Genomic DNA, 17611 nt, shown 5'->3' on the forward strand with positions numbered 1-17611 from the left:
GTGTAAACCGGGGGCGCAGCGTGTTGCGCCCCGTTTCAGGTACTGCCGACCATGAACTATCAGTTGAACTTTGCCGCCGTGTGGCGCGATTTCCCCAGCTTGCTGGCGGGGCTCGGCCTGGGCCTCGAGCTGGCCCTGCTGTCGATCGCCATTGGCTGCGTGATCGGCTTGATGATGGCGTTTGCCATGCTGTCCAAACACCGCGCGCTGCGAATCTTCGCCTCGGTGTATGTGACGGTGATTCGCAATACGCCGATCCTCGTGCTGATCCTGTTGATCTACTTCGCACTGCCGTCGCTCGGGATTCGTCTCGATAAAATCCCCTCGTTCATCATCACTTTGTCGGCGTACGCCGGTGCCTACCTCACCGAAGTGTTCCGTGCAGGGCTGCTGAATATTCCCAAGGGGTTGCGTGAAGCCGGGCTGGCCATTGGCTTGGGCGAGTGGCGCATCCGCGCGTACATCACCGTGCCGGTGATGCTGCGCAACGTGCTGCCGGCGCTGTCGAACAACTTCATTTCGCTGTTCAAGGACACCTCGCTGGCGGCCGCGATTGCGGTGCCGGAGCTGACCTATTACGCCCGCAAGATCAACGTCGAAAGCTACCGGGTGATTGAAACCTGGATGGTCACGACCGCGCTCTACGTGGCTGCCTGTTACCTCATTGCCATGCTGCTCCGTTACCTGGAACAGCGTCTGGCGATCCGTCGTTAAGGAGGGGTTTGCATGTACGAGTCCCCCAGCTGGTTGCATGAGTTGTGGATCGCCCGGGATACCCTGTGGGCGGGCTTTCAAACCAGTGTGTATGTGTCGGCGCTGGCCATTATTTTCGGCACCCTGATCGGCATCGTTGCCGGGTTGATCCTCACCTACGGCAAGTTCTGGATGCGTGCGCCGTTTCGCCTGTATGTCGATTTGATCCGCGGCACGCCGGTGTTTGTGCTGGTGCTCGCGTGTTTTTACATGCTGCCGGCGCTTGGTTGGCAAATCACTGCATTCCAGGCCGGCGCGGTCGGGTTGACGCTGTTCTGCGGCTCCCACGTGTCGGAAATCGTGCGCGGCGCACTGCAAGCCATTCCCCGTGGGCAACTGGAAGCGGGCAAGGCGATTGGCCTGACGTTCTACCAGTCCCTGGGCTACGTGTTGTTGCCCCAGGCGCTGCGCCAGATCCTGCCGACCTGGGTCAATTCCTCCACGGAAATCGTCAAGGCCTCGACCCTGCTGTCGGTGATTGGCGTGGCCGAGTTGCTGCTGAGTTCCCAGCAAGTGATCGCGCGCAATTTCATGACCCTGGAGTTCTACCTGTTCGCCGGGTTTCTGTTCTTTGTCATCAACTACGCCATCGAGTTATTCGGGCGCTACATTGAAAAGCGGGTGGCCTTGCCATGAACCAACCTCAAAAAGAACAACCGCTGCTGAACATTCGCGGCCTGCGTAAACAATACGGTCAGGTGGAAGTGCTCAAGGGCGTCGACCTGTCCATGCAGCGCGGCAACGTGGTGACGTTGATCGGCTCCAGCGGCTCGGGCAAGACCACGCTGTTGCGCTGCGTCAACCTGCTGGAAGAGTTTCAGGGCGGGCAGATTACTCTGGATGGCGAGTCGATCGGCTACAGCGAGATCGCCGGCAAACGCGTGCGCCACCCTGAGCGAGTGATCTCCCAGCACCGCGCGATGACTGGCATGGCGTTCCAGCAATTCAACCTGTTCCCGCATTTGACGGCGCTGCAAAACGTCACCCTGGGCCTGCTCAAGGTCAAGAAAATGGGCAAGGACGAAGCGGTTGCATTGGCCGAAAAATGGCTGGACCGCGTAGGCTTGCTGGAGCGTCGTAACCACTTTCCCGGCCAACTCTCCGGCGGCCAGCAACAGCGAGTGGCAATTGCCCGCGCCATTGCCATGAACCCAAGCCTGATGCTGTTCGACGAGGTCACCTCGGCCCTCGACCCGGAACTGGTGGGCGAAGTACTCAGCGTGATCAAGGGCCTGGCGGAAGAGGGCATGACCATGTTGCTGGTCACCCACGAAATGCGCTTTGCCTATGAAGTGTCCGACAAAATCGTGTTCATGAACCAGGGCCGCATTGAAGAGCAGGGCAGTGCGAAGGACATCTTCGAACGCCCGCAATCGCCACGCCTGGCAGAATTTTTGAAGAATATTCGTTTTTAATCAGGAGTTATTTTTATGAGCATTACTCGTTACGGCACCGGCAGCACCGCCGGCGGCGGCCAGCCTCGTCCTTTCGCCCGTGCGGTGGAAGCAGACGGCTGGCTCTACGTCTCGGGCCAGGTGCCAGCGGTAGACGGTGAAATCATCAACGGCGGCATCGTCGAGCAAACCCGCCAGACCATGCGCAACGTGGTGGCGATTCTCGAAGAAGCCGGCTACGAACTCAAAGACGTGGTGCGCGTGGGCGTATGGCTGGAAGACCCACGCGACTTCTGGAGTTTCAACAAAGTCTTCGGCGAATACTTCACCCCCGAACACGCCCCGGCGCGTGCCTGTGTGCAGGCCAACATGATGGTCGATTGCAAGGTCGAGATTGATTGCGTGGCGTACAAGAAAAAAGGCTAAATGCCAGGCTGTGAAAGCCACAGTAGATCTAATGTGGGAGCTGGCTTGCCTGCGATAGCGGAGTGTCAGGCAACCCATGTGTGACTGAACCACCGCCATCGCGGGCAAGCCCGCTCCCACAGGGTTTCACTGTGCAGCATTACCACTTTGACCGGACCGACACTGCCATGACCGAAGACACCATCAAACGCCGCGCCAAAGGCCTCGACCGTGCGTTCGATATCCTCGATTTTCTCAAGGAGATCGGCCAGCCCCTGCGCCCGAATGATATCGCCAGCGGCATCGGCAGCCCCAAATCCACGGTCTACGAACTGGTTGCCTCGTTGCTTGAGCGACGCATCCTCGAAACGGTGGGCAAGGACGGTCACGTCTACCTCGGCCGCCAGCTGTACTTCCTTGGCCAGGCGCACCTGCGCCATTTCGACCTGACCCGCGAGGCCGATTTTGCCTTGCAGGAAATCGTCAGCCAAACCCACGAAACCGCACAAATGTGCCTGCTCAACGGGCGCAAATACACGGTGGCGTTGATGCGCGAGGGCGAGCGGCATTTTCGTATTTCCTCTGATATCGGCGAAAACGCGCCCATCCCGTGGACCGCCTCCGGGCGCCTGCTGCTGGGGCACCTGAGCGATCAGCAAATCATCGACCTGATCGACTACGAGGACTTCATTCTGCCAGACGGCCAGCGTTTGCCGCTGGAGACGTTCCTGGCGCAAATCCGTCAGGCCACCCTCGATGGCTTCTTTTCCTTCGACAGCGTGGCCGACACCTTTACCCATTGCTTTGCCGCCCCGGTACGGGACGCGCACGGCGTCAGCATTGCGACCTTGTGCATCGTCGCCCCGCGCGCCGACGCGATCAAAAATTACAACGACTATCGCCGGGTGTTGATCGACAGCGCCAACAACCTGGCCCGGCGCATTAACGAATAGGAGTTTTCCATGTCTGCCTTCAACGCCGTTGAAAAAGGCGCCGCTGCCGTTGGCGCGTATCTGGTCCGTGACGTCAGCCTGCCGGCCCTCGTGCTGCACCGCGACGCCCTGGAACACAACATTCGCTGGATGCAGGACTTTGTCAGCAAGAGCGGCGCAGAACTCGCACCCCACGGTAAAACCAGCATGATGCCGGCGCTGTTTCAGCGTCAGGTCGAGGCGGGCGCCTGGGGCATTACCCTGGCCAACGCGGTACAAACCCGTGCCGCCTATGCCGGCGGCATTCGCCGCGTATTAATGGCTAACCAACTGGTCGGCGCGCCGAACATGGCGTTGATCGCCGACCTGCTGGCCGACCCTGATTTTGATTTCCACTGCATGGTCGATCACCCGGACAACGTCGCCGACCTGGGCTTGTTCTTCGCCGCCCGTGGCCTGCGCCTGAACGTGATGATTGAGTACGGCGTAGTGGGCGGCCGTTGCGGTTGCCGCAGCGAGCAAGAAGTGCGCGACCTGGCCAAGGCCATCAAGGCCCAGCCAGCGTTGGCCCTCACTGGCATCGAAGGCTACGAAGGCGTGATTCACGGCGAGCATGCCATCAGTGGTATCCGTGCTTTCGCCGCCAGCCTCGTGCGGTTGGCGGTGGACCTGCAAAACAATGGTTCTTTCGACCTGCCCAAACCGATCGTTACCGCGTCGGGTTCGGCGTGGTACGACCTGATCGCCGAATCGTTCGAGGAACAAAACGCCGCTGGCCGCTTCCTCAGCGTATTGCGCCCAGGCAGTTACGTGGCCCACGACCACGGTATCTACAAGGAGGCGCAATGCTGCGTCCTCGACCGCCGCAGCGACCTCAACGAAGGCCTGCGCCCGGCGCTGGAAGTCTGGGCGCATGTGCAATCGCTGCCCGAGCCTGGCTTTGCGGTCATTGCCCTGGGCAAACGCGACGTGGCTTATGACGCGGGTTTGCCGGTGCCGCTCAAGCGCTACAAGGCGGGCGTTGTGGCGGCTGAAGGCGATGACATGACCGCGTGCAAGGTCACGGCGGTGATGGACCAGCACGCGTTCATGACCGTGGCGGCGGGCGTGGAGCTGCGTATCGGCGACATCATTTCGTTCGGTACTTCTCATCCGTGCCTGACCTTCGACAAGTGGCAAGTGGGTTGCCTGGTGGATGAGCAGTTGCAGGTGGTTGAGTCCTTGCATACTTGCTTCTAGACCGAGTCGTGGCCATCGCAGGCAAGCCAGCTCCCACATTTTGAGCGCTGAATACAGTTCAAATGTGGGAGCTGGCTTGCCTGCGATGGGGCCCTCCAGAACACCCGAGACAACAACCATGACCACCCAACCGCGCATCGCCCTCATCGGCGAATGCATGATCGAACTGCAACACCGCGCCGACGGCAGCCTGCACCAAAGCTTCGGCGGCGACACCCTGAACACGGCCGTCTACCTGCGCCGTGAGCTGGGCGACAGCGCCAGCGTCGATTACGTCACCGCCCTGGGCGATGACAGTTTCAGCGACGCCATGTGCCAGCAATGGACCGACGAAGGCCTGGGCATTGGCATGGTCCAGCGCCTGCCCGGCCGCCTGCCGGGCTTGTATTGCATTCAGACCGACGCCAACTGCGAGCGCAAGTTTCTCTATTGGCGTAACGAAGCGGCTGTGCGCGACTGCTTCACCACGCCAGCGGCTGAGCCGATCCTGGCGGCATTGCCGGGCTACGACGTGGTGTATTTCAGCGGCATCACCCTTGCGGTGCTGGGTGAAGTTGGCCGCGAGCGGTTACTCAACACCCTGATTGAAACCCGCAGGCGTGGCGGCAAAGTGGTGTTCGACAACAACTACCGTCCGCGTCTGTGGGCCAGCGTTGAAGTGGCGCGCGCGGCGTATCACGCCGTCATGGCCGAGGTGGATATTGCCTTGCTGACCGAAGATGACGAGCGCGCGTTGTTTGGTTATGAAGACAGTGAGCAGGTGTTTGCGGCATACCCGGCGATTGCCGAAGTGGTGCTCAAGCGTGGCGCGGATGCGTGTTTGATTCGCTGCGCGGGCGAGCGCTTCGGCGTGCCGGCGCTGAAGGTCGAGAAGGTGGTGGACACCACGGCAGCGGGGGATTCGTTCAGTGCGGCGTATGTGGCCAGTCGGATCCAGGGCGGGTCGCCGGAGCAGGCTGCATTGGCGGGGCATCGGTTGGCCAGCCGTGTGATTCAGGTGCCGGGGGCTTTAATTCCCAAGTGAATGGCCGCCTCTGGCGGATCGCGGGCAAGCCCGACTCCCACAGTTTGGCGGGTGTACACCGCCCAATGTGGGAGCTGGCTTGCCTGCGATAGCAGTCTCAAGCCAGGGCCTCAATCGCGGTAAAACACCTGCACCAGGTGATACCCAAACTTGCTCTTGATCGGCCCATGCACCACCCGCAACGGCTTCTTGAAGATCACCGCATCAATCGCCCCGACCATCTGCCCTGGCCGCACCTCGCCCAAATCTCCACCGCGCTTGCCGGACGGGCAGGTGGAATACTTCTTGGCCAACACATCAAAGGCTTCGCCCTTGGCGATGCGCTGCTTGAGCTGTTCGGCTTCTTCGCCGGTTTTTACCAGGATGTGACGGGCTTGGGCTTTCATCTTGTTACCTTGCAACGCTCAAACGGAAGGGCGCGCGAGTATGCCTGAACTCACTCGACGACGTTGATCATGCTGCGGATTTTCGTCGCCAGCAGGTCGATGGAAAACGGCTTGGCGACCATGTCCATGCCTTCTTCCAGAAAGCCCTGACGCTCAGCGGCTTTTTCGGCGTAACCGGTCATAAACAACACGCGCAAGCCGGGGCGATGCTGGCGGGCGATCTCGGCCAGTTGCCGGCCGTTCATGCCCGGCAGGCCGACGTCGGTCACCAGCAAGTCCACGCGCAAGTCCGACTCCAGCAACGGCAGTGCCGTGCGCGCATCGGCCGCCTGGTGCGCGGTGTAGCCCAGTTCATCCAGCACATTGACCACCAGCATGCGCACCGCCGGGTCGTCCTCGACCACCACCACCGCTTCGCCGGCCAGCGCCAACGGTACGTCGCTGGAGTGGGCCGGCAAACTGCTTTCCAGCGCGGTGCCGTGCAAACGCGGCAGATACAGGCGCACGCAGGTGCCTTGACCGGGTTCACTTTGAATCGTCACGTGGCCACCGGATTGCTGGGCAAACCCATAGATCATCGACAGCCCAAGGCCCGTGCCCTGGCCAATCGGCTTGGTGGTGAAGAACGGGTCGAACGCCTTGGCCAGAATCTTCGGCGCCATGCCGGTGCCGTTGTCGCATACGCCGAGCATCACGTAGTCACCGGCCTTCACCGGCTCCAGGGTGCTGATGTCGGTGCCGTCGAGGTAGCTGTTGGCGGTTTCAATCAGGATTTCGCCGCCATCGGGCATGGCATCACGGGCGTTGATCACCAGGTTGAGCAGAGCGTTTTCAAGTTGGCTGGCGTCGGTGTTGACCGGCCATATGTCGTGGCCCAATTGCACCTTGAGCCCGATGTGCGCGCCTTTTGTGCGCCGGAACAAATCCTCCAGTGACACCACCAACTGGTTCGGGTCGAGCGGGCGACGGTCCAGCGACTGGCGCCGGGAAAACGCCAGCAGCCGGTGGGTGAGGGCGGCGGCGCGGTGGGCGGAGGACACCGCTGCGTCGGTAAACCGACCGATTTCGTCGCTGCGCCCGGCGGCGATGTAGCGCTGCATCAGGTCCAGGCTGCCAATGATGCCAGTGAGCATATTGTTGAAGTCATGGGCAATGCCGCCGGTGAGCTGGCCCACTGCTTCCATTTTCTGCGCATGGCGCAGGGCATCTTCGGCGCGCTCGCGCTCGAACATCTCGTTTTGCAGGCGTTCGTTGGCCTCCGCCAGCGCCTGGGTGCGCTGGGCTACGCGTTCTTCAAGGTTTTCGTTGAGGTGGCGCAGGGCTTCTTCGGTGAGCTTGCGTTCGGTTTCATCGATCACAAAGATGTAAAAACCGTTCACCGAGCCGTCGCTGCTGAAGCGCGGCAGGTACTTCATCAGCGCATGGCGCGGGCGACCGTCGCGGTGTGGCGTGATGGTCATGAAGCTGCAGGCCTTGCCCCTGAGTGCGGCGGCGATCTTGTCTTCGCGCCCGGAATACACGTCATCGCCCAGCACTTCGCGGATGGTCTTGCCGTACAGCTCCTCGGGCGTCATGCCGTACCAGTCCAGGTACGCGCTGTTGTTCAGGCGAAAACGCTGTTCGTGGTCGACATAGCCGATCAGCACCGGCATGGCGTTGATGATCAACTGCAGCTCGGTCTGGCTTTGGCGCAGGGCCTGTTCAGTGTGCTTGCGATCGGTCAGGTCCAGCGCGGCACCCAGAAACCGCGCCGGGCGGCCCTGATGATTCTTATAGCACCGGCCTCGGGCGAACACCCAGCGCACCTGGCCGTCGGCTTGCAGCAGGCGATATTCTTCAGCGTATTCGGTGCCAAAGGTGATGCAATGCTTGATGCTGCGCGCCACCGTGCCGCGGTCTTCAGGGTGCACGCCTTGCAGGTAGTCGCTGATGGGCAAGCGGCCGGCGTCACTGGGGTCGACGCCATGCAGGTAGGCGAAGTGGGCGTCGGCGATAAAGTGGTCTTCACCGATGTCCCAATCCCAGGTGCCCACTGCATCCGTGGCGGCCAGCGCGAGTTGCAGGCGTTGTTCGGTATTGTGCTGGGCTTTCAGGCTGTCTTCGGAGCGCTGTTGCAGTTCAAGGGTTTTGCTGCGGCGCTCGTTGGTTTCGATGGCCGTGACCAGGATGCCGGCCACGTTGCCACTTTCATCGCGGACCGGGCTGTACGTCAGGTCGAGCCATATTTCGGTGTCGCGGTTATTGCGCTGCAGGACGAAGCGCTTTTCGCTGAACGTGCGCACCTGGCCGCCGAGGACCGCCTCATAGACTGGTGCAGTAAAGCTTCGCAGCTCCGGCCAGGTTTCATGCGTTGCCTGGCCCATGGCCGCAGGGTGCTTGTTACCTGCCAGCACGGCAAAACTGTCGTTATACAGTTGGGTGAGTTGGTCGCCCCACAGCAGCAGCATCGGCATCGGCGAGTGGACGACAATGTCGACCGCCGTGCGCAGGCTTTGCGGCCAGTCATTGGCCTCACCGAGTGGGCTTTGCGCCCAGTTCAGCCGCGCGATCAAGGCGGCAGCGCTGCCGGTGGATGTTCCATTCATGAAAAAGCCCTACGCGTAACGCTTTGAAAAATGACAAAGACCGATTATCCCGCGAGTCGGGAACGGCTGACTACCCCCGAAAAATAGCATGACTTGGGGCATTTTCTTCAAATGAGTGCGCCAGCGCTGAAGCCTTTCATCAAAACGCCCAACTGTAGGAGCTGGCCTGCCTGCGATGGCGGCGTGTCAGTTGGCTAATGTGTTTCTGATACACCGCCATCGCAGGCAAGCCAGCTCCCACATTTTGATCCGCTGTGTGTTGGACATCGGGGTTTACTGGGCCAGCCACCCGCCATCGATGTTCCACGCCGCGCCGCGCACTTGGGCGCCGGCTTCGCTGCACAGAAACAGTACCAGTTCGCCCAACTGCGGCGGCGTCACAAACTCCAGCGATGGCTGCTTCTCTGCCAGCAAATCCTGCTGCGCCTGCTGTGGGTCCACGCCTTTGGCCACGCGGTCATCAATCTGCTTCTGCACCAGCGGCGTCAGCACCCAACCCGGGCAAATCGCATTGCACGTCACATTACTGGTGGCCGTCTCCAGCCCTACCACTTTGGTCAACCCGATCACCCCATGCTTGGCTGCCACATACGCCGCCTTGCCCACCGAGCCCACTTGGCCATGCACTGAAGCAATGTTGACGATACGTCCCCAACCCTTGGCTTTCATGCCCGGCAAACTCAAGCGCGTGCTGTGAAACACCGAAGACAGGTTGATCGCGATAATTGAGTCCCAACGCTCAGCAGGGAAGTCTTCCACGGCGGCCACATGCTGGATGCCGGCGTTGTTCACCAGAATGTCCACGCCGCCGAACTCACGCTCGGCGTAGGCGATCATGTCGGCGATCTGCGCCGGGTCGCTGACGTCCGCCGGGTGATGCCCAACCTTGACGCCAAGCGCCTGCACCTGGGCGACTACCGCGCTGGCGTCGCCGAAGCCGTTGAGGATCAGGTTCGCCCCGGCCTTTGCCAGGCTCAGCGCGATGCCCAAACCGATGCCGCTGGTGGAGCCGGTAACCAGAGCCGTCTTGCCGTTCAATGTCGTCATAAAAACCTCACACAATGCCGGTGGCGTAGAAAGTACCAATCACCACGAAGGTCTTGATGATCGTGATGCCTAAAATAGCCTTGCAGGCTTCGCGGTGGCGCAAACCGGTCACCGCCAGCAACGTGATCACCACGCCGTTGTGGGGCAGGGTGTCCATGCCGCCGCTTCCACAATGGAACGCGCCTACATAGGCATATGCGCCGCTGCCAAAAGCTCTTTGGTGTAGGCATGCTGCGGTGCTTCAAACACATCATGGCTGGCGCCGCGCTCCACCACCTTGCCGTCCTTGATCACGATCATGTCGTGGGCCATGGCACGCACCACGGCCAGGTCGTGGCTGATAAACAGGTAGGTCAGGCCATACTTTTCCTGCAGTTCGCGCAGCAGCGCCACCACTTGTTTCTGCACCGTGCGGTCCAGCGCGGAGGTGGGTTCATCCAGCAGCATCAGCGCCGGCTTGAGCACCAGCGCGCGGGCGATCGCAATGCGTTGGCGCTGGCCGCCGGAAAACTCGTGGGGGTAACGGTGGCGGCTGTCGGGGTCGAGGCCGACGTCCTTGAGCACCTGAACCACCTGCGCATCACGCTCGGCCAGGCTGCACGGCGCGTGCACTTCCAGGCCTTCGCTGATGATCTGTTCCACGCTCATGCGCGGGCTGAGGCTGCCGAACGGGTCCTGGAACACTACCTGCATCTGCTTGCGCCACGGGCGCATTTGCTGGTGAGTCAGCGGGTCGAGCGCCTCGCCCTGAAAGCGGATGCTGCCAGTGGAATCCAGCAAGCGCAGGATCGCCTGGCCCAGCGTGGATTTACCCGAACCGGACTCGCCGACAATCCCCAGGGTTTTGCCACGCTGTACGCTGAGGCTGATGCCGTCCACGGCCCGCAACCAGGTTTTACGCGTGAACAGGCCGCCACTGAGCGGGAATTGCACGGTCAGGTCGTCAACCTGCAGCACCGTCCCGCGTGCGTCACTGCACAACGGCTCACCCGCCGGTTCCGCGTCCAGCAGCAAGCGGCTGTAGGGATGCTGCGGCGCGTTGAACAAAGCCTGGCAGTCAGCCTGCTCGACAATTTCCCCGGCGCGCATCACGCAGACGCGTTGGGCAATGCTGCGTACCAGATTCAAGTCATGGCTGATCAACAGCAGTGACATGCCCAGGCGCTTTTGCAGAGACTTGAGCAGCAGCAGGATCTTGCGCTGCACCGTCACATCCAGCGCGGTGGTAGGTTCGTCGGCGATCAGCAATTCCGGCTCACAGGCCAGGGCCATGGCGATCATCACCCGTTGGCGCTGGCCACCGGACAACTGATGCGGGTAAGCCTTGAGCCGCTCCCGGGGTTTTTGAATGCCCACCAGTTCGAGCAGTTCGAGGATGCGCGCCTGCGCCGCTTTGCCGCCCAGGCCCTTGTGCACCAGCAGGGTTTCGCCAATCTGCTTTTCGATGCTGTGCAGCGGGTTGAGCGAGGTCATCGGCTCCTGAAAAATCATCGCAATGCGGTTGCCACGCAGTTTCTGCAAGGTGCCGGTGGAGGCGCCGACCATTTCCTGGCCGCGATAGCGGATCGAACCTTTGGTTTCGGTGCCGGCCTCAGGCAGCAATTGCAGGATCGAATGCGCCGTCACCGACTTGCCCGAGCCCGACTCGCCGACCAGCGCCAGGCATTCTCCGGCGCGCACATCCAGGCACAGGTCTCGCACCACGGTCTGGCCGTTGAAGGCGACGCTGAGGTCGCGGATCTCGATCAGGTTGTCGCTCATAGGGATTCACTCATGACCGTGGGTCGAAGGCGTCGCGCAACGCCTCGCCGATAAATACCAGCAGCGACAGAATCAGCGCCAGGGTGAAAAACGCCGTCAGGCCGAGCCACGGTGCCTGCAGGTTCTGCTTGCCCTGGGCGATCAGTTCGCCCAGCGACGCGCTGCCGGCGGGCATGCCAAACCCGAGAAAATCCAGGGCGCTCAATGTCGAAATTGCGCCGGTCAAAATAAACGGCAGGTAGCTCAAGGTGGCGGTCATGGCGTTGGGCAGGATATGCCGGCGGATGATTTTGCCATCGCTCAAACCCAGCGCTCGCGCAGCCTTGACGTATTCCAGGTTGCGCCCGCGCAGGAACTCGGCGCGTACCACGTCCACCAGCGCCAGCCAGGAAAACAGCGCCATGATGCCCAGCAGCCACCAGAAGTTCGGCTCTACAAAACCCGACAGGATGATCAGCAGGTACAGCACCGGCAGCCCCGACCACACTTCCAGAATGCGCTGGCCAAGCAAATCGACCCAGCCGCCGTAGTAACCCTGCAACGCCCCGGCGGCAATGCCGATGGCTGCACTGATGGCGGTCAGGGCCAGGGCAAACAGGATCGACACCCGCGCACCAAAGATCACCCGCGCCAACACATCCCGCGACTGGTCGTCGGTGCCCAGCCAGTTCACCGATGAGGGCGGGCTGGGGGCAGGGCGGCTCAGTTCGTAATTGGGTGTGTCGTCGCTGAACGGTATCGGCGGGAACAGCATCCAGCCGCCGTCCTGTTTGATCAGCTTTTGCACATAGTCACTGCGGTAGTCGGCCTGGAACGGCAACTGCCCGCCGAATTCCTGCTCGGTGTAGCGCTTGAACACCGGGAAATACAGCTCGTTCTTGAAGCTCAGCACCAAGGGCTTGTCATTGGCAATCAACTCGCCGCCAAGGGTCAGGATAAACAGGCCGATAAACAGCCACAGCGACCACCAGCCACGCCGATTCTTTTTGAACCGTTCAAAACGCCGACGGGCTACCGGAGACAGATTAAGCATCAGGCGTTCCTCGCGGCAAAATCGATACGCGGGTCCACCAGGGTGTAGCAGAGGTCGCCGATGAGTTTTATCAAGAGGCCGAACAGGGTGAAGATAAACAGTGAGCCAAACACCACCGGGTAGTCTCGGGACACCGCCGCTTCGTAGCTCATGCGGCCCAGGCCATCGAGGGAGAAGATCACTTCTATCAGCAAGGAGCCAGCGAAGAACACGCTGATAAACGCCTGGGGAATCCCCGAAATTACCAGCAACATTGCGTTGCGAAACACATGGCCATACAGCACGCGACGCTCGCTCAAGCCTTTGGCACGGGCGGTGACCACGTATTGGCGGGTGATTTCATTCAGGAAGGAGTTTTTGGTGAGGATGGTCAAGGTCGCAAACCCGCCGATCACCAGCGCCGTGACAGGCAATACCAAGTGCCAGAAATAATCGGCAATCTTGCCGACGGTGCTCAGTTCCTCAAAGTTCTCCGACACCAACCCGCGCACTGGAAACCAGTTCAGCGACGTGCCGCCGGCAAACACCACAATCAGGAACATCGCGAACAGGAACGCGGGCATCGCATAACCGATCACGATCGCCGTACTGCTCCAGACATCAAAGCTGCTGCCGTGGCGCACCGCCTTGCGAATGCCCAGGGGGATCGACACCAGGTAGGTGATCAACGTGGCCCACAGGCCCAGCGAAATGGTCACCGGCATCTTTTCCAGGATCAGGTCGATGACCGTCGAGCCGCGAAAGAAGCTGTTACCAAAATCCAGCCTGGCGTAGCTCTTGAGCATCAGCCACAGGCGTTCCGGGGCGGGCTTGTCGAAACCGTATTGTTTTTCGATGTCTTTGATCAGCTTGGGGTCCAGACCACGGCTGGCGCGCGAGCCGCTGCTGACGCCTTCGCCGGACGAACCACCGACGTTGCCGCCGCCAATGCCTTGCAGGTGGGCGATGGCCTGTTCAACCGGCCCACCGGGCGCGGCCTGCACGATCACAAAATTCACCAACAGGATGATCACTAGCGTCGGAATAATCAGCAGCAGGCGCCGCACGATATAGGCGAACATCAGCGCGCACCTCCGCGTTTTTTCAACTCGGCTGTCATTTGTTCATTCGTCAGTGGCGTGGGGCTGATTTCCCACCAGGTTTCCAGGGCTTCATCGTTTTTCGCTTCGATGGCCGGTCGGCCGAAGCGGTTCCACCATGCGGCGGACGTGCCGGGCGGGTAGTAGTTGGGGATCCACAGGTAACTCCATTGCAGCACCCGGTCCAGAGCGTGAGCGTAGGTGAGCATCTGCGCCTGGTTATTGGCCTTGACCAGGCCTTTGATCAGGCTGTCGACGGCCGGGTCCTTGAGCACCATGTAGTTGTTGGCGCCCGGGTCGAACGCGGCGCTCGAACCAAAATAGTTGTACAGCTCCAGGCCGGGTGACGTGGTCACGGGAAAGCCGATGACGATCATGTCGTAATCGCGCGTCATCAGCCGGTTCACGTATTGCGACGAATCAATACGGCGGATGTTCAGGGTAATGCCGATTTGCGCCAGGTTGCGTTTGTACGGCAACAACAGACGCTCCATGCCGGGCTGCGTATTAAGGAAGGTGAACTCAAGCGGCTCACCTTCGGCGTTCACCAGTTTGTCGCCTTTGGGTTTCCAGCCGGCTTCTTCGAGCAGGGCCAGGGCTTGCAACTGTTTGTCGCGAATCATGCCGCTGCCATCGGTGACCGGTGCCTTGAAAACCTGGGTGAACACTTCGTCGGGCACTTGGCCGCGCAGCGGTTCAAGAATCTCCAGCTCCTCCTTTGTCGGCAACTGGCTGGCGGCCAGCGGGCTATTGGAGAAGTAGCTCTGCTGGCGGATGTACAGGTTGCGCATCATCTGCCGGTTGGCCCATTCGAAATCCCACAGCATCGCCAGGGCCTGGCGCACGCGGCGGTCCTTGAACATCGGTTTTTGCACGTTGAACACATAGCCCTGGGCCGGTTGCGGCATCTCTTTGGCCAGGTGCGCGCGTTGCAGTCGGCCATCGTCGAGGGCCGGACCGTTGTAGCCGATGGAATAACCGGTGGCCGAGAACTCACGGTTGAAGTCATAGGCGCCGCCGCGCAGCACCTGGCGCGCCACTTCGGTGTCGCCGAAATACTCAAGGCTCAGGTGATCGAAGTTGTACAGGCCACGGCTGACCGGCAAGTCCTTGCCCCACCAGTTCGGGTCGCGGGTGAAGGTAATGGTGTTGCCTGCGTCGATCTTGCTGACCTTGTACGGGCCGCTGCCCAGCGGGGCTTCGTAGCCGCCACCATTGGCAAAATCGCGGGTCTTCCACCAATGCTCGGGAAACACCGGCAAGGTGGCAATATCCAGGGGCAGGGTACGGTTTTCGTTGCTGGAAAAATCGAAACGCACCTGTCGCTCGCCTTCGACTTCGACGTGTTTGACGTCAGCAAACAGGGTGCGAAAGCGCAAGCTGCCCTGGGTCATCAGCAGGTCGAAGCTGTAGCGCACATCTTCGGCGGTGATGGGCGTGCCGTCGGCAAAGCGTGCCTTGGGGTTCAGGTAGAAGCGCAGCGACAGGCCATCATCGGCGCGCTCCATCTTCTCGGCGACCAGGCCGTAGACCGTATAGGGCTCGTCGAGGGAACGCTGGGCCAGCGGCGCATACAGCCAGCCGTCAATTTGGGAAACGCCAATGCCTTTATCGATATAGGGCAGTACATGGTCGAAACGCCCGATCTCGATGGCCGAACGCTTCAGGCTGCCGCCTTTGGGCGCATCGGGGTTGGCGTATTCAAAATGAGTGAAGCCGGCGGGGTACTTGGCCGGTTCGCCGTATACCGTGAGGTAGGGCTGCGGGGCCGCGATCACGGCCGAGCTGGCCAAGAGCAGGGCCAGCGCAGTGCAGAGCAGTGGTGTGAAAAAAGCCAATCGCATTATCAGCCTTGAGCGCCGGGTAGAGAAAATAAGGACCTGTACGTTAACGTCATCTGCCTCGCCAGTCACCACATGCACAACGGCCCGCCAAAAGGCGGGCCGTTGTTTATAGCATCAGCGCAGACAGGATCAGTCCTGGCGGCTGGTGACTTCCAGCAGGTGGTAACCGAATTGGGTCTTCACCGGGCCTTGCACGGTATTGACCGGGGCGCTGAACACGACGGTATCGAATTCTTTAACCATCTGGCCTGGACCGAACGAACCCAGGTCACCGCCTTGGCGGCTGGATGGGCAGCTGGAATTGGCTTTGGCGATTTCTGCGAAATCAGCGCCGCCTTCGATCTGGGTCTTCAGTTCGTTGCACTTGTCTTCAGTGGAAACGAGGATATGACGGGCGGTGGCTTTTGCCATGGTGAGTAACTCCTTGAATTAAAAAGGGTGAGCCTACCCGATTCAGGTGGTTATTTCCTGGCAAAGTTCCCGCCGATTGCTTGAGCGGTTCAAGAGCGGGCCATGGCGCCGCTGCGAGTCAGCCAACCTATAAACAGCGCAAACAGTCCAGCCTGAGAATTGATCGCCCGCTTGGGGTTTAAAATCTTGCAATGCCTTGGGCGCGTTTCCGGTGAGATGTCCAGCAAGCGCCGTTCGGGAAGGGTTCAGGCCAGCACGATATAGTCGTTCTGCTGGACTATCGGCCGGTGAGGGCCCTGTACCAAATGGATATAACGACCGTCTACCAAATCGATGGGCAGGCAATCGTCGATATCCATCACAGCGTCTGTATGCGGCTGGGACCACTGACGCAGCATCTGCTGCTTGCCCAGGTTCATGGCTTCGCGCGCAGTGCGGGCCACCACCAGCAGGTAATGGTGCGCCTCGCCAAAAGCGTTGGCCTCATAACCGCCCAGGTTGATGAAGTACAGGTGATGCGCGCCGGCCTGGGGCGCCAGAGGGCTGAGTTCGACTTTCCAGCCGTCGACGCCATCGACCATCATCCACGAATCGATGTGCACACCCTTGGGGCTGCCAAACCAACCGTCGCGCAATTGTGAATAAGTGCCCTGCAGCGTATCCGCCACAGCAAACACCACATCGTGAACTTCAATTTTGGCCCGTGGGTGCTTGCCCCCGAGCATGACGACAAACAGCATTGCAGGTGCTTCCCCGTGACTTGGCAGGGGCTAACCATACTTCGATTGAACCCTTTTGTCCGGTCAGTGCCACACTGTTAATCCGCCAATTCATCAGGAGATTGTCATGCGTACCATTGATCTGGCCGGCGTTCCCGTCCCTGTCATCGGCCAAGGGACCTGGCGCATGGGCGAAAACCCGGACCATCGCCGCGCCGAAGTGGCAGCGTTGCAACTCGGCATCGACGAGGGCATGACCCTGATCGATACCGCTGAAATGTACGGTGAAGGCGGCGCGGAAGAAATCGTCGGCGAGGCCATTCGCGGTAAGCGCGACCAGGTTTTTCTGGTGAGCAAGGTTTACCCGCACAACGCCAGCCACAAAGGTGTACCACGCGCCTGCGACGCCAGCCTGCAGCGACTGGGCACGGACTTCATTGATTTGTACCTGCTGCACTGGCGCGGCCAGTACCCGCTTGAAGAAACTGTTGAAGCGTTCGAACGTCTGCGTGAAGCCGGCAAAATCGGCCGTTGGGGTGTCTCCAATTTTGATGTGGCAGACCTGCAGGAACTCGCGTCCCCCGTGTGCGCCACCAACCAAGTGCTCTACAACATCGAAGAGCGCGGTATCGAATTCGACCTGTTGCCCTGGTGGCAACAGCATCATTTGCCCTTGATGGCTTACTGCCCGATTGCACAGGGCGGTGAGCTGTTGGCCAGCCCCACGCTCAAGCAGATCGCCCATCGCCATGACGTCACGCCTGCGCAAGTGTCTCTCGCCTGGGTCCTGCGCCAGGACGGCGTGATCGCGATTCCCAAGGCTGTCACACCTGAACACGTGCGGCTCAATGCCCGCGCGGCAAACCTCGTACTGGATGAGCACGACCTGGAGGCCATTGACCGCGTCTTTGGCGCGCCCAAACGCAAGCACCCGCTGGCGATGGTCTAGCCGCAACCCGGCAGGCACGGCGCCGTCCCTGGCGACCGTCCCTGCCGGTT

The 17611-nt window shown here is 60.7% G+C and carries 17 protein-coding genes and 1 pseudogene; 8 read left to right on the forward strand and 10 right to left on the reverse strand.

The features are described 5' to 3' along the window. Positions 1-51 precede the first annotated feature (51 nt). The 7 genes from ACP7A2_RS17075 (at position 52) to ACP7A2_RS17105 (ending at position 5747) form a co-directional block, all read left to right on the forward strand. Positions 52-714, forward strand: coding sequence for an amino acid ABC transporter permease (locus ACP7A2_RS17075; RefSeq protein WP_375070991.1), 663 nt, complete (start codon positions 52-54; stop codon positions 712-714). A 12-nt stretch (positions 715-726) separates the two neighbouring features. Beyond that, positions 727-1389 carry an amino acid ABC transporter permease gene (locus ACP7A2_RS17080; RefSeq protein WP_426135163.1) on the forward strand — a complete coding sequence of 221 codons (663 nt, stop codon included), beginning with the start codon at positions 727-729 and terminating at the stop codon, positions 1387-1389. Further along, on the forward strand, positions 1386-2168 hold the full coding sequence (locus ACP7A2_RS17085; RefSeq protein WP_375070993.1) for an amino acid ABC transporter ATP-binding protein: 783 nt from the start codon (positions 1386-1388) through the stop codon (positions 2166-2168). Before ACP7A2_RS17080 ends, ACP7A2_RS17085 begins: the two co-directional genes overlap by 4 nt. Before the next feature lie 15 nt (positions 2169-2183). Next, a complete protein-coding gene (locus ACP7A2_RS17090; protein ID WP_078742925.1) occupies positions 2184-2573 on the forward strand; it encodes a RidA family protein in 390 nt (129 codons plus the stop codon). Positions 2574-2740: 167 nt separating this feature from the next. After that, the gene (locus tag ACP7A2_RS17095) at positions 2741-3505 is read left to right on the forward strand and encodes an IclR family transcriptional regulator (protein WP_426135164.1); all 765 of its coding nucleotides are present in this window, start codon (positions 2741-2743) and stop codon (positions 3503-3505) included. Between the two features lie 9 nt (positions 3506-3514). Continuing rightward, complete coding sequence (locus ACP7A2_RS17100) at positions 3515-4723, forward strand: amino acid deaminase (protein WP_426135165.1); 1209 nt, start codon at positions 3515-3517, stop codon at positions 4721-4723. A gap of 118 nt (positions 4724-4841) precedes the next feature. After that, positions 4842-5747 (forward strand): sugar kinase, encoded by a 906-nt coding sequence (locus ACP7A2_RS17105; protein WP_426135166.1) that lies wholly within the window; start codon positions 4842-4844, stop codon positions 5745-5747. 110 nt (positions 5748-5857) lie between these two features. On the opposite strand, the gene ACP7A2_RS17110 is transcribed toward ACP7A2_RS17105, so the two are convergent. From ACP7A2_RS17110 to ACP7A2_RS17155, 10 genes and pseudogenes are all read right to left on the reverse strand, one after another. Then, positions 5858-6133, reverse strand: coding sequence for a peptidylprolyl isomerase (locus ACP7A2_RS17110; RefSeq protein ID WP_348060649.1), 276 nt, complete (start codon positions 6131-6133; stop codon positions 5858-5860). 50 nt (positions 6134-6183) lie between these two features. Then, positions 6184-8718 carry a PAS domain-containing protein gene (locus ACP7A2_RS17115; protein WP_426135167.1) on the reverse strand — a complete coding sequence of 845 codons (2535 nt, stop codon included), beginning with the start codon at positions 8716-8718 and terminating at the stop codon, positions 6184-6186. Between the two features lie 273 nt (positions 8719-8991). Continuing rightward, positions 8992-9765, reverse strand: coding sequence for a 3-hydroxybutyrate dehydrogenase (locus ACP7A2_RS17120; protein ID WP_426135168.1), 774 nt, complete (start codon positions 9763-9765; stop codon positions 8992-8994). Between the two features lie 7 nt (positions 9766-9772). Further along, a pseudogene (locus ACP7A2_RS17125) lies at positions 9773-9931 on the reverse strand (GntP family permease); the annotation flags it as partial. A gap of 17 nt (positions 9932-9948) precedes the next feature. Next, a complete protein-coding gene (locus ACP7A2_RS17130) occupies positions 9949-11526 on the reverse strand; it encodes an ABC transporter ATP-binding protein (protein ID WP_426135169.1) in 1578 nt (525 codons plus the stop codon). A 10-nt stretch (positions 11527-11536) separates the two neighbouring features. Then, a complete protein-coding gene (locus ACP7A2_RS17135; protein ID WP_426135170.1) occupies positions 11537-12559 on the reverse strand; it encodes an ABC transporter permease in 1023 nt (340 codons plus the stop codon). Beyond that, positions 12559-13620, reverse strand: coding sequence for a microcin C ABC transporter permease YejB (locus ACP7A2_RS17140; protein WP_348062084.1), 1062 nt, complete (start codon positions 13618-13620; stop codon positions 12559-12561). The genes ACP7A2_RS17135 and ACP7A2_RS17140 overlap by 1 nt, the downstream gene beginning before the upstream one ends. After that, complete coding sequence (locus ACP7A2_RS17145; RefSeq protein WP_426135171.1) at positions 13620-15482, reverse strand: extracellular solute-binding protein; 1863 nt, start codon at positions 15480-15482, stop codon at positions 13620-13622. Before ACP7A2_RS17145 ends, ACP7A2_RS17140 begins: the two co-directional genes overlap by 1 nt. 129 nt (positions 15483-15611) lie before the next feature. After that, complete coding sequence (locus ACP7A2_RS17150; RefSeq protein WP_375069597.1) at positions 15612-15893, reverse strand: peptidylprolyl isomerase; 282 nt, start codon at positions 15891-15893, stop codon at positions 15612-15614. 245 nt (positions 15894-16138) lie between these two features. Further along, complete coding sequence (locus ACP7A2_RS17155) at positions 16139-16633, reverse strand: DUF1543 domain-containing protein (RefSeq protein ID WP_375069599.1); 495 nt, start codon at positions 16631-16633, stop codon at positions 16139-16141. 106 nt (positions 16634-16739) lie between these two features. On the opposite strand from ACP7A2_RS17155, the gene ACP7A2_RS17160 reads away from it, so the two are divergent. Further along, entirely contained in the window at positions 16740-17561 is an 822-nt protein-coding gene (locus tag ACP7A2_RS17160) for an aldo/keto reductase (protein ID WP_426135172.1), read from the forward strand. The last annotated feature ends 50 nt before the right edge of the window (positions 17562-17611 follow it).

The sequence above is a fragment of the Pseudomonas sp. PWP3-1b2 genome (assembly GCF_049896045.1).
In the GTDB taxonomy this organism is placed as follows: domain Bacteria; phylum Pseudomonadota; class Gammaproteobacteria; order Pseudomonadales; family Pseudomonadaceae; genus Aquipseudomonas; species Aquipseudomonas antarctica_B.